Raw genomic sequence first — 12,878 nt, forward strand, 5'->3', positions numbered from 1 at the left:
AGCATAACGACTCGGCCGCGCCATGAACTACATCCTCTTCGCCGTACCCTTCTTTTTCCTCCTGATCGCGATCGAGTTGCTCGCGGACCGCTGGCGGGGCATCAGTACCTATCGCCTGAGCGATGCGCTGAACAGCCTCAGCGCCGGGGTGCTGTCCACCACCAGCGGACTGCTGACCAAGGGGCTCGCGGTGGTGACCTACACCCTGGCCTGGCAACAGCTTGCACTGTTCGAGCTGTCGGCCAAGAGCCTGTGGGTCTGGGCCTTCGCCTTTGTCTTCTACGACTTCTGCTATTACTGGAACCACCGCCTGGGCCACGAGCGCAATGTGCTCTGGGCGGCGCATTCGGTGCACCACCAGAGCGAGGACTACAACCTCTCCACGGCGCTGCGCCAGACCAGCACCGGCTTCATCTTCGGCTGGATCTTCTACCTGCCGATGGCGGTGGCCGGCGTGCCGCCGCTGGTGTTCCTCACCGTCGGTGCCCTGAACCTGCTGTACCAGTTCTGGGTGCACACCCGGCATATTCCCAAGCTCGGCGTGTTCGAGTGGGTCTTCATCACCCCGTCCAACCACCGCGTGCACCACGCGCAGAACCCGGTGTACATGGATCGCAACTACGGCGGCGTGTTCATCCTCTGGGACCGTCTGTTCGGCACCTTCCAGGAGGAATTGGACGAGGAGCCGGTGGTGTTCGGCGTGACCGTGCCGCTGGCCAGCTGGAACCCGCTGTGGGCCAACCTGCAGGTCTACGCGCACCTGTGGAACGATGCGCGCCGCGCCGGCAGCGTCCGGGACAAGCTGCGCATCTGGTTCATGCGCACCGGCTGGCGCCCGGAGGACGTCGCCCGGCGCTATCCCATGGCCAAGCCGGACCTGGCGGCCTTCCGCAAGTTCGAGGTGCCGCTCACGCGGGGCAGGCAGTGGTACGCCGGGCTACAGTTCGCGACTTACGTGGTGATCGGCACCTGGCTGCTGGGCGTGGGGGAGGGCTGGCAGATGTTGCCGCTGGTGATCGGCTGGAGCTGGATGGCCTTCGGGCTCTACGCCATTGGCTGTTGGCTGGAGAACCGCACCTGGGCGCTGCGCATGGAAGTGCTGCGCCTGGCGCTCAACGTACCGGCGGTGGCGGCACTGGCGCTGTGGGGTGGGATTGAGTTGCCGCAGTGGACGCCCTGGGCGCTGGCGGTCTACACGCTGGCAAGCCTGGTCGTGCTGCTGAGCCTGCGGCGTGCCGAGCGGCTACCGCAGGCCGCCTGACTCAGGCCTTGCTGGCGCTCTTGAAGCGGCGGCGCAGCCACAGCAGCAGGCCAATGACGATCAGGCCGCCGAGCACCATCAATTCGTACTTCTTGATGTTGCCCAGCACGCCTTCGAGCACGCTACCAAAGTAGTAGGCTGCCGAGCCCAGCGCGGTGGCCCAGACGATGGCGCCGATGCCATTGAGCAGCAGGTAGCGTCCCGGCGGATAGCCGGACAGGCCGATGGCCACCGGCATTACCGTGCGCAGGCCGTAGACGAAGCGGAAGCTCAGCACCCACATGTCCGGGCGACGGCGCACGTGTTCCAGCGCCTTGTCGCCCATCTGCTGCCAGCGCGGCTTGCGCGCGAGCAGCTTGCGGCCATGGCGGCGGCCGAGGAAGTACCACAGCTGGTCGCCCGCGTAACTGCCGAGGAAGGCCACGGCGATCACGTATTCGAGCTGCATGTAGCCGCGAAATGCCAGGAACCCGGCCAGAACCAGAATGGTCTCGCCCTCGAAGAAGGTGCCGAGGAACAGGGCGATATAGCCGAAATCCTGCAGGAATTGTTGAAGCATTATCGAGGCAACGCAGCGAAATGAAGGCGAAGCCTAACTCGGTTGTCGCTCCGGGGGAAGGCGTGCCAGTCGCGCCCCCTGACCTGGGGCAACTTCCTCCGGCCGCCAGGTGGTGTGGCAGGATGCCGCGACCAAGGGTCACTGTTACCGCTTGTTACCAATCGGTCATAATTCACGGCTATAACTGTCACACTGTGCCTGTTTGTCCAGGCCCTGGAGTACGCCGTGAGCTTCATTCCTGCCGATCGTGCCTTCCCTTTCACCCGCCTGCGCCGCAATCGCCGTGACGACTTTTCCCGTCGTCTGGTGCGCGAGAACGTGCTGACCACCAATGATCTGATCCTTCCGGTGTTCGTCCTCGACGGCAAGAACCAGCGTGAGGCGGTGGCCTCGATGCCGGGTGTGGAGCGCATGTCCATCGACCTGCTGCTCAAGGAAGCTGAGGAACTGGTGGAGCTGGGCATTCCGGCCGTCGCGCTGTTCCCGGTGACCCCGCTGGAGAAGAAGTCCCTCGATGGCGCCGAAGCCTTCAACCCCGATGGCATCGCCCAGCGCGCAACCCGCGCCCTGCGCGAGCGCTTCCCGGAGCTGGGGGTCATCACCGACGTCGCCCTGGATCCCTTCACCACCCACGGCCAGGACGGCATCCTCGATGAAGATGGCTACGTGCTGAACGACGTGTCCGTCGATGTGCTGGTCAAGCAGGCGCTGTCCCACGCCGAAGCCGGAGCCCAGGTGGTTGCCCCGTCGGACATGATGGACGGCCGCATCGGTGCGATTCGCGAAGCCCTGGAGTCGACCGGCCACGTCAACACGCGCATCATGGCCTATTCGGCCAAGTACGCCAGCGCCTACTACGGCCCGTTCCGCGACGCCGTCGGTTCGGCCGCAAACCTGGGCAAGGGCAACAAGGCCACTTACCAGATGGACCCGGCCAACAGCGATGAAGCGCTGCACGAGATCTATGCCGACCTCGCCGAAGGCGCCGACATGATCATGGTCAAACCGGGCATGCCCTATCTCGACATCGTTCGACGGGCGAAGGACGAATTCCGCGCGCCGACCTTTGTCTACCAGGTCAGTGGCGAGTACGCGATGCACATGGCGGCCATCCAGAACGGCTGGCTCAGCGAGGCGGTCATCCTGGAGTCGCTGCTGGCCTTCAAACGCGCCGGTGCAGATGGCATCCTGACCTACTTCGCCAAACGCGCTGCAGAACAATTGAAAAAGGGGGGCTGACCCCCGCCGACGAGACTTGCGATGAATACCGAAGGCCTTAGCGAAACCGAAGTTATCGAAGCTGAATCCACCGAAGTCGTCGTGGCCGAGACCACCGAGGCGACGCCTCCGCCGCCGGAGGTGGCCGTCCCTGCGGTCAACGTGGATGACAGTGCCCTCTACATTCATCGCGAGCTCTCGCAGCTGCAGTTCAACATCCGCGTGCTGGAACAGGCACTGGATGAGTCCTACCCGCTGCTGGAACGCCTGAAGTTCCTGCTGATCTTCTCCAGCAACCTCGATGAATTCTTCGAGATCCGCGTCGCCGGCCTGAAGAAGCAGATCACCTTCGCCCGCGAACAGGCCGGCGCCGACGGCCTGCTGCCGCACCAGGCGCTGGCGCGCATCAGCGAGCAGGTGCACGAGCAGGTCGCCCGCCAGTACAGCATCCTCAACGACATCCTGTTGCCGGAGCTGGCCAAGCACGACATCCGCTTCATCCGCCGCCGCTACTGGACGCCGAAGATCAAGGCCTGGGTCCGTCGCTTCTTCCGCGACGAGATCGCGCCGATCGTCACCCCCATCGGCCTCGATCCGACCCACCCGTTCCCGCTGCTGGTGAACAAGAGCCTGAACTTCATGGTCGAGCTCGAAGGCCTGGACGCCTTTGGCCGCGACTCCGGCCTTGCGATCATCCCGGCGCCGCGCTCGCTGCCGCGGATCATCCGCCTGCCGGAAGACGTTGCCGGCGCCGGCGACAACTACGTGTTCCTGTCGTCGATGATCCACGCCCATGCCGACGACCTGTTCCACGGCATGAAGGTGAAGGGCTGCTACCAGTTCCGCCTGACCCGTAACGCCGACCTTTCGGTGGACGCCGAGGATGTCGAGGACCTGGCCCGCGCGCTGCGCGGCGAACTGTTCTCGCGCCGTTACGGCGACGCCGTGCGCCTGGAGGTGGTGGACACCTGTCCGACGCACCTGTCCAACTACCTGCTCAAGCAGTTCGGCCTGGCCGAAAGCGAGCTGTACAAGGTCAGCGGTCCGGTCAACCTGACCCGCCTGTTCAGCGTCACGGGCCTCGCCAGCCATCCGGAGCTGCAGTACCCGCCGTTCACCCCGGCGATCCCGAAACTGCTGCAGAAGAAGGAAAACCTGTTCAACGTGCTGGGCAAGCTCGACGTGCTGCTGATGCACCCGTTCGAGTCCTTCACCCCGGTGATCGACCTGCTGCGCCAGGCCGCCAAGGATCCAAGCGTCCTGGCGATCAAGCAGACGCTGTACCGCTCCGGTGCCAACTCCGAGATCGTCGATGCGCTGGTGGAAGCCGCGCGCAACGGCAAGGAAGTCACCGTGGTGATCGAGCTGCGGGCGCGCTTCGATGAAGAATCCAACCTGCAACTGGCCAGCCGCCTGCAACAGGCCGGCGCCGTGGTGATCTACGGCGTGGTCGGCTTCAAGACTCACGCCAAGATGATGCTGATCCTGCGTCGCGAGGACGGTGAGCTGCGCCGCTACGCCCACCTGGGTACCGGCAACTACCACGCCGGCAACGCGCGCCTGTACACCGACTACAGCCTGCTGACCGCCGACGTGGCGCTCTGCGAGGACCTGCACAAGCTGTTCAACCAGCTGATCGGCATGGGCAAGACCCTGCGCATGAAGAAGCTCCTGCACGCGCCCTTCACCCTGAAGAAGAACCTGCTGGAGATGATCAACCGCGAGGCCGCCCAGGCCGCCGAAGGCAAGCCGGCGCACATCATGGCCAAGGTCAACTCGCTGACCGACTCCAAGGTGATTCGCGCGCTGTACAAGGCCAGCCAGGCCGGGGTGAAGATCGACCTGGTGGTGCGCGGCATGTGCTGCCTGCGTCCGGGGGTGCCGGGCGTTTCGCACAATATCCAGGTACGGTCGATCATCGGCCGCTTCCTGGAGCACAGCCGGATCTACTACTTCCTCAACGGCGGCGACGAGAAGCTGTTCCTCTCTAGCGCCGACTGGATGGAACGCAACCTCGACATGCGCGTGGAGACCTGCTTCCCGGTGGAAGGCAAGAAGCTGGTGCAGCGGGTGAAGAAGGAGCTGGAGTCGTATCTGGCCGACAACACCCAGGCCTGGGTGCTGCAGGCTGACGGCAGCTACGTGCGCCAGAGCCCCAGCGGCAACCAGAACGCCCGCAACTCCCAGGCGATACTGCTCGAACGCCTGTGCACGCCGGTGATCAGTTCGCGCTGATCAGCCGGTGTCACCGAAAGCCCTGCCTCGGCAGGGCTTTTTCATGGGTGCGCCAAGGCTCTTCGTAGGAGCGAGCTTGCTCGCGAACAGCTTCCGTTGCGGGCCCAGGGTTCGCGAGCAAGCTCGCTCCTACAGGTCATGCCAGGCCTGGCGCCCGGAATGAAAAGGCCCCGGCGTTTGCGCGTCGGGGCCTTTGTCTATCGCGGGGGCGATCAGCTCACGCTGAGCGAATACCCCACGCGGGCAAGCCAGCCGGCTTCCTGCTCGAAGTCCGCCTGGGTCAGCGGGTTGGCGGCCAGCCAGCCGTCCGGGAAGCGTACGCTCAGGCTCTTGGAGGAGGCCTTGAGGGCCACTGCCGGCATCTGCTGGGTGCCGCGGATGTGGTGGAAGAGGATGGCGAAGCGCAGCACGATGCACAGGCGGATCAGCTTGTCGCCCTCGTCGCCTAACTCGTTGAACTTGTCCGCCGGGATGTTGCGGCGGTGGCCGCGTACCAGCAGTGCCAGGGTCAACTGGTCGATGCGGGAGAAGCCGGCCAGGTCCGAGTGCTCCAGCAGGTAGGCGCCGTGCTTGTGGTAGTGGTAGTGGGCGATGTCCAGGCCCAGCTCGTGCACGCGGGCGGCCCACATCAGCAGTTCGCGGTGGCCGTCGTCGTTCAGGTCCCAGGCGTTGGCGACCTGGTCAAGGGACTCCAGCGCCTTGGCCTCGACACGCGCAGCCTGTTCCGGGTCGACATGGTAGCGCTCCATCAGCGCGCCGATGGTGCGCTCGCGAACGTCCTCGTGGTGGTGGCGGCCAAGCAGGTCGTAGAGCACGCCTTCGCGCAGGGCGCCTTCGGAGTGAGTCATGCGGTTCAGTTCGAGGGCGTCGAACAGTGCCTCGAGGATCGCCAGGCCCGCCGGGAAGATCGGTCGGCGGTCGGGCTTGATGCCGTCGATGTCGAGCTTCTCGACCTCGCCTATCTTGAACATCTTGCGCTTGAGCCAGGCCAGCCCCTCGGGATTGACCTCGCCGTTGCCGTGGCCGCCGGCCTGGATTGCCAGGCAGATGGCGCGGATGGTGCCGGAGGCGCCGACTGCCTCGTCCCAGCCCAGGCGGCGCAGGCTGTTCTCGATGCTCATCAGCTCCAGTCGCGCCGAGGTATAGGCCTGGGCGTAGCGCGCCGGAGTGATCTTGCCGTCCTTGAAATAGCGCTGGGTGAAGCTCACGCAGCCCATCTGCAGGCTTTCGCGCAGCTGCGATTCGAACTGCTGGCCGATGATGAATTCGGTGCTGCCGCCGCCGATGTCCACCACCAGGCGCTTGCCGGAGGTGTCCTGCAGGGTGTGGGACACGCCCAGGTAGATCAGGCGCGCTTCTTCGCGGCCGGAGATGACTTCCACCGGGTGGCCGAGGATCTGGTCGGCGACGCGGATGAAGTCGGCGCGGTTGCGCGCCTCGCGCAGGGCGTTGGTGCCCACCACGCGGACCGAGCCCGGCGGCATGCCGCTGATGAACTGGGCGAACTGCTTCAGGCAATCGAAGCCGCGCTGCATGGATTCTTCGGTGAGCATGCGGTCTTCGCCGATACCGGCGGCCAGCTGAACCTTCTCGCCGAGCCGCTCAAGGATGCGTATCTCGCCGTGATCGGCCTTTGCCAAAACCATGTGGAAACTGTTCGAGCCGAGGTCGATGGCCGCGATCAAGGGGAAGGTCTTGGCTGGGGTATGGGGCATGTTTGAAGGTCCGGACAAATACAGGAGACATCCTGCCATTTTAGGCAAGGAGTGCCAATGAAGAGGGTGTCACCGATCAGCGAATGCCGCATCAGCGATAGATAGACTCAATCAGCTGTGCCTTTCGGTGCGGGCCGAGGCGGGATATGATGACGGACACTTTTTCGCATCCGATTGACGGAGAGAATACATGAGCGAACATATCGTCAATGTTACCGATGCCAGCTTCGAGCAGGACGTACTGAAGTCCGACGGTCCCGTGCTGGTCGACTACTGGGCTGAATGGTGCGGCCCGTGCAAGATGATCGCCCCGGTACTCGACGAGATCGCCAAGGACTATCAGGGCAAGCTGAAAGTCTGCAAGCTGAACATCGACGAGAACCAGGACACCCCGCCGAAGTACGGCGTGCGCGGCATCCCGACCCTGATGCTGTTCAAGGGCGGCAACGTCGAAGCGACCAAGGTTGGCGCACTGTCCAAGTCCCAGCTGGCAGCCTTCCTCGACAGCAACATCTAAGTCGAAGCCTGCATGAAAAGCCCCGCAAATCAGCGGGGCTTTTTTCTTTTTGCGGTGATTTCCCCCTAGACGCTCCGAAACTCGGGTGTTAAATTCGGGCGCACAACGTTGATTTACGTTGTCCCCTGCAAGCCGTCGCCGACGCACTTCCTATTCGAATTCCAAGCGATCCTGTCCGTCATCCGCGGCACGGCTCTTCAAGCATCACGCTTGTTCCCTATTTCCCTTTCAGCGTATTTACGTCCCCTTCTATGAATCTGACCGAACTCAAGCAAAAGCCGATTGCCGAATTGCTGGAAATGTCCGATGCCATGGGCCTGGAAAACATGGCTCGTTCGCGCAAGCAGGACATCATCTTCGCGCTGCTGAAGAAGCACGCGAAAAGCGGTGAGGAAATCTCCGGCGACGGCGTGCTGGAGATTCTCCAGGACGGCTTCGGCTTCCTGCGCTCCGCCGATTCCTCGTACCTGGCCGGCCCCGACGACATCTACGTCTCGCCCAGCCAGATCCGGCGCTTCAACCTGCGCACGGGCGATACCATCATCGGCAAGATTCGTCCGCCGAAGGAAGGCGAGCGTTACTTCGCGCTGCTCAAGGTCGACACGATCAACTTCGACCGCCCGGAAAACGCGAAGAACAAGATCCTGTTCGAGAACCTGACCCCGCTGTTCCCGACCAAGCGCCTGACCATGGAAGCCGGCAACGGCTCCACCGAGGACCTCACCGGCCGGGTGATCGACCTCTGCGCCCCGATCGGCAAGGGTCAGCGCGGCCTGATCGTCGCACCGCCGAAAGCCGGTAAGACCATCATGCTGCAGAACATCGCGGCGAACATCACCCGCAACAACCCCGAGTGCCACCTGATCGTCCTGCTGATCGACGAGCGCCCGGAAGAAGTGACCGAGATGCAGCGCACCGTGCGCGGCGAAGTGGTCGCCTCCACCTTCGACGAGCCGCCGACTCGCCACGTGCAGGTCGCGGAAATGGTGATCGAGAAGGCCAAGCGCCTGGTCGAGCACAAGAAGGACGTGATCATCCTGCTCGACTCCATCACCCGCCTGGCTCGCGCCTACAACACCGTGATCCCCAGCTCCGGCAAGGTGCTCACCGGCGGTGTCGACGCCCACGCCCTGGAGAAGCCCAAGCGCTTCTTCGGCGCCGCGCGCAACATCGAGGAAGGCGGTTCGCTGACCATCCTCGCCACCGCGCTGATCGAAACCGGCTCGAAGATGGACGAAGTGATCTACGAGGAATTCAAGGGCACCGGTAACTCGGAACTCATCCTCGACCGTCGCATCTCCGAGAAGCGCGTGTTCCCGGCGATCAACATCAACCGTTCCGGCACCCGTCGCGAAGAGCTGCTCACCGGTGAGGAAGAGCTGCAGCGCATGTGGATCCTGCGCAAGATCCTGCACCCGATGGACGAGATCGCCGCGGTCGAATTCCTGCTCGACAAGCTCAAGCAGACCAAGACCAACGATGAGTTCTTCGACTCCATGAAGCGCAGCAAGTAAGCGCCGCCGACAAATCCGTTCTGGCGTTGTTGCCTGGCCTTGCCGTACGAGAAGTACTGTCTGCGGCCAGGCGCCTAGCCAGAACCGCTTCGCTCGGATTTGTCAGCGACGCTACGCGCTTTTGAATGCCACAAGGCCGGGGAAACCCGGCCTTCGTGTTTCTGCGAGGCGTTGTTAGCGGCTAAACTGTCGCATCTTCACCTTCGCATCGAGACCCTCATGCAGTATCGCGACCTGCGCGAGTTCATCGCCGCCCTGGAGCAGCGTGGACAGCTCAAGCGCATCCAGGCGCCGGTTTCCCCCGTGCTGGAAATGACCGAGGTGTGCGACCGCACCCTGCGCGCCAAGGGCCCGGCCCTGCTGTTCGAAAAGCCCACCGGCTACGACATCCCGGTGCTCGGCAACCTGTTCGGCACGCCCGAGCGCGTGGCCCTGGGAATGGGCGCCGAGGACGTCTCCGAGCTGCGCGAGATCGGCAAGCTGCTGGCCTTCCTCAAGGAGCCGGAGCCGCCCAAGGGGCTGAAGGACGCCTGGTCGAAGCTGCCGATCTTCAAGAAGGTCATCAGCATGGCGCCCAAGGTCCTCAAGGACGCGCCGTGCCAGGAAGTGATCGAGGAGGGCGACGACGTCGACCTGTCGAAGCTGCCGGTACAGACCTGCTGGCCCGGCGACGTCGCGCCTCTGATCACCTGGGGCCTGACCGTCACCCGCGGGCCGAACAAGGAGCGGCAGAACCTGGGCATCTACCGCCAGCAGGTGATCGGCCGCAACAAGGTCATCATGCGCTGGCTCAGCCATCGTGGCGGTGCGCTTGACTACCGCGAGTGGTGTCAGAAGCACCCGGACAAGCCCTACCCGGTGGCCGTGGCCCTGGGCGCGGACCCGGCGACCATCCTCGGCGCCGTCACCCCGGTGCCGGACACCCTTTCCGAATACGCCTTCGCCGGTCTATTGCGCGGGCACAAGACCGAGCTGGTGAAATGCGTCGGCAGTGACCTGCAGGTGCCAGCCAGCGCCGAGATCGTCCTCGAAGGGGTGATCCATCCCGGCGAGATGGCCGACGAAGGCCCGTACGGCGACCATACCGGCTACTACAACGAGGTGGACCGCTTCCCGGTCTTCACCGTCGAGCGCATCACTCGCCGGCAAAAGCCGATCTACCACAGCACCTACACCGGCCGCCCACCGGATGAGCCGGCGATCCTCGGTGTAGCGCTGAACGAAGTCTTCGTGCCGATCCTGCAGAAGCAATTCCCGGAGATCACCGACTTCTACCTGCCGCCCGAAGGCTGTTCCTACCGCATGGCGGTGGTGACCATGAAGAAGCAGTACCCCGGCCACGCCAAGCGCGTAATGCTCGGTGTGTGGTCGTTCCTGCGACAGTTCATGTACACCAAGTTCGTCATAGTCACGGACGACGACATCAATGCCCGCGACTGGAACGATGTGATCTGGGCCATCACCACGCGCATGGACCCCAAGCGCGACACGGTGATGATCGACAACACGCCGATCGACTACCTGGACTTCGCGTCGCCGATTTCCGGCCTGGGTTCGAAGATGGGCCTGGATGCCACCCACAAGTGGCCGGGCGAGACCTGCCGCGAGTGGGGCAGGGTGATCGAGAAGGACCCGGCGGTGACTCGCCGTGTCGATGAAATCTGGGCGAGCCTGGGTATCGATTGATGCAGGCTCTCCCCCGGTAGGAGCGAGCTTGCTCGCGAACAGCCCCCGCAGCGGGAATGGGTTCGCGAGCAAGCTCGCTCCTACAGAAATCAGAAGAACGAGAACAACGCTTGAAAGTGACCTTGCAACCCTCCGGCGCCCAGCTTGAGCTCAGGCCCGGCGAACGTATCCTCGACGGTGCGCGGCGCCTGGGCTACGAGTGCCCGCAGAGCTGTCGCAACGGCAACTGCCACATCTGTGCGGCACTGCTGGTGGAGGGGCGCGTGCGCCAGGACGGCGAGGTGCGCGACCAGGGTGAACTCTTCACCTGCCTGGCCGAGCCGCTGGAAGACTGCGTGCTGCACTGGGATGGCGTGCTGGCGCCGGGCGAACTGCCGGTGCGCAAGCTGTCCTGCCAACTGACCCTCTGCGAGCCGGTGGGTGGCGATGTCTGGCGCGTGCGCCTGCGCGCGCCGGCCGGCAAGCCGCCGCGCTACCACGCCGGGCAGTACCTGCTGATCGAGCGCGACGGCAGCGATCCGGCCGCCTTCTCCATGGCCTCCGCGCCGCAGGAAGGACGCGACCTGGAGCTGCACATCCTGGCCCGGGAGAACAGCGCCATCGACCTGCTGGCGCAGTTGCAGCGCGACCGTTTCGCCCGCGTGCAGATGCCGTTCGGCGATGCCCACCTGGCCGACCTGCCGGACGGTCCGCTGGTGCTGATCGCCGCCGGCACCGGCATGGCGCAGATGCACAGCCTGATCGAATACTGCCGCGCCGCCGGTTTCGCTCACCCGGTGCACCTGTACTGGGGTGTGCGCCGACCGGAAGACTTCTACGAGCTGCCGCACTGGGAACAGTGGCAGGGCGTGCCCAACCTGCTCCTGCACAAGATCGTCAGCGATATGTGCGGCTGGGTGGGGCGCTGTGGCCTGCTGCATGAGGCGGTGTGCGAGGATTTCGCCGATCTTTCCGGCCTGCGCGTCTACGCCAGCGGCTCGCCGGCGATGGTCTACGGCACGCTGGATGCGCTGGTGGCGGCGGGTATGGACCCACACCAGATGCGCGCCGACGTCTTCGCTTACGCCCCAAGAGGCTGAGCCAGACGAGCTTTTCGTAGGAGCGAGCTTGCTCGCGAACCAGAGTAAACGGGCATGCCGATGCTGGGCGGTTCGCGAGCCAGCTCGCTCCTACACGTCCCGCTGCGCTTCGGCGCCGGTGGAAAATTCTTCCTGCAACGCCGCGCGAATCCACTCCTCGAACCAGGCCACGTCGGCGCTGACCGCGCCGGGCGGTAGCAGCAACTGGTAGCTCTCCAGCGGTACTTCCTCGGGGAGCGGGCGCACCAGCGTGCCGGCGGCCAACTGGTGCTTCACCAGCACCAGGTTGGCCAGGGCGATGCCGTGGCCCGCCTCGGCCATCGACAGGGCGTGGTCGTTGCTGACGTACAGCACCTCCGGGCTCACCCGCAGGTCCAGGCCGATGGTGGACAGCCAGAGGTTCCACCATTCGCCGTCGTCCACATGGATCAGTTCGTGCTGCGCCAGGTCGCGGGCACTGGTCAGCGGACCGTGCTCGGCCAGATAGGAGGGTGAGCAGACCGGGAACACCGCCGGACGGATCAGCGTCGCGTGGCATTGCGGGTAGATGCCCGGCAGGCCATAGACGATGCCCAGGTCCGCGCTCTTGCCGTCCACTTCGGTGAAGGTGGGGTTGGGCTCCACCGCCACTTTCAGGCCCGGTCGTTGCTGGCGCAGGGTTTCCAGGCGCGACATCAGCCAGCGCTTGGTGAAGGCCGGCACCGCCATGATCTTCAGCCAACGCGCCGAGCCACCGGGGGCGAGCTCGTGGCCGGCATCGGCGATCTGCTGCAGGGCTGTGGATATCTTCGCGTAGTAGCGCTGTCCGGCGGGCGTGAGGCTGACCCCGCGCGGGGTGCGCTCGAACAGCTGCACGCCCAGCCAGTCCTCCAGCAACTTCACATGGCGGCCGATGGCCGGCTGCGTGACGTGCAGGTCCCGGGAGGCCGCGACGTAGCTGCCCAGCCGGGCGGCGGCCTCGAAGGCGCGGACGGCATTGAGCGGCGGAAGGCGCTGGATCGACATGGAAGTGGCCTCGATGGTGAGCTGTTAATTTTTTTAATACCGAATGTAAGAAAATTGAGCTTTCCGCTCAACCACCTTTCTTCGAATAT

General features: G+C 64.4%; 10 protein-coding genes. 7 read left to right on the plus strand and 3 right to left on the minus strand.

Features of this window, described 5'->3' with window-relative positions:
* Nucleotides 1-22: 22 nt before the first annotated feature.
* Complete coding sequence (locus SD196_RS01400) at nucleotides 23-1,261, plus strand: sterol desaturase family protein (RefSeq protein WP_416310990.1); 1,239 nt, start codon at nucleotides 23-25, stop codon at nucleotides 1,259-1,261.
* Nucleotide 1,262: 1 nt separating this feature from the next.
* Here the strand turns inward: SD196_RS01400 and SD196_RS01405 are convergent, their stop codons facing one another.
* On the minus strand, nucleotides 1,263-1,823 hold the full coding sequence (locus tag SD196_RS01405) for a DedA family protein (protein WP_275612057.1): 561 nt from the start codon (nucleotides 1,821-1,823) through the stop codon (nucleotides 1,263-1,265).
* A 222-nt stretch (nucleotides 1,824-2,045) separates the two neighbouring features.
* On the opposite strand from SD196_RS01405, the gene hemB reads away from it, so the two are divergent.
* A complete protein-coding gene (hemB, locus tag SD196_RS01410; RefSeq protein WP_275609708.1) occupies nucleotides 2,046-3,059 on the plus strand; it encodes a porphobilinogen synthase in 1,014 nt (337 codons plus the stop codon).
* Nucleotides 3,060-3,080: 21 nt separating this feature from the next.
* On the plus strand, nucleotides 3,081-5,273 hold the full coding sequence (gene ppk1 / locus SD196_RS01415) for a polyphosphate kinase 1 (RefSeq protein ID WP_275609709.1): 2,193 nt from the start codon (nucleotides 3,081-3,083) through the stop codon (nucleotides 5,271-5,273).
* Nucleotides 5,274-5,485: 212 nt separating this feature from the next.
* Here ppk1 and ppx read toward each other — a convergent pair whose 3' ends face one another.
* The gene (gene ppx / locus SD196_RS01420; RefSeq protein ID WP_275609710.1) at nucleotides 5,486-6,988 is read right to left on the minus strand and encodes an exopolyphosphatase; all 1,503 of its coding nucleotides are present in this window, start codon (nucleotides 6,986-6,988) and stop codon (nucleotides 5,486-5,488) included.
* Between the two features lie 190 nt (nucleotides 6,989-7,178).
* Here ppx and trxA point away from each other — a divergent pair, with 190 nt between their 5' ends.
* The 4 genes from trxA (at nucleotide 7,179) to SD196_RS01440 (ending at nucleotide 11,784) form a co-directional block, all read left to right on the plus strand.
* Nucleotides 7,179-7,505, plus strand: coding sequence for a thioredoxin TrxA (trxA, locus tag SD196_RS01425; RefSeq protein WP_015475045.1), 327 nt, complete (start codon nucleotides 7,179-7,181; stop codon nucleotides 7,503-7,505).
* Nucleotides 7,506-7,756: 251 nt separating this feature from the next.
* Nucleotides 7,757-9,019, plus strand: a complete 1,263-nt coding sequence (gene rho, locus SD196_RS01430; protein WP_275609711.1) for a transcription termination factor Rho — start codon at nucleotides 7,757-7,759, stop codon at nucleotides 9,017-9,019.
* Between the two features lie 219 nt (nucleotides 9,020-9,238).
* A complete protein-coding gene (ubiD, locus tag SD196_RS01435; protein ID WP_331315515.1) occupies nucleotides 9,239-10,705 on the plus strand; it encodes a 4-hydroxy-3-polyprenylbenzoate decarboxylase in 1,467 nt (488 codons plus the stop codon).
* Between the two features lie 110 nt (nucleotides 10,706-10,815).
* Entirely contained in the window at nucleotides 10,816-11,784 is a 969-nt protein-coding gene (locus SD196_RS01440) for a CDP-6-deoxy-delta-3,4-glucoseen reductase (protein ID WP_370600501.1), read from the plus strand.
* A 90-nt stretch (nucleotides 11,785-11,874) separates the two neighbouring features.
* Here the strand turns inward: SD196_RS01440 and SD196_RS01445 are convergent, their stop codons facing one another.
* The gene (locus SD196_RS01445) at nucleotides 11,875-12,789 is read right to left on the minus strand and encodes a LysR substrate-binding domain-containing protein (protein WP_370600502.1); all 915 of its coding nucleotides are present in this window, start codon (nucleotides 12,787-12,789) and stop codon (nucleotides 11,875-11,877) included.
* Between the last annotated feature and the right edge of the window lie 89 nt (nucleotides 12,790-12,878).

Origin of the sequence: Pseudomonas macauensis (genome assembly GCF_047902425.1) — a bacterium.
GTDB lineage: Bacteria > Pseudomonadota > Gammaproteobacteria > Pseudomonadales > Pseudomonadaceae > Pseudomonas.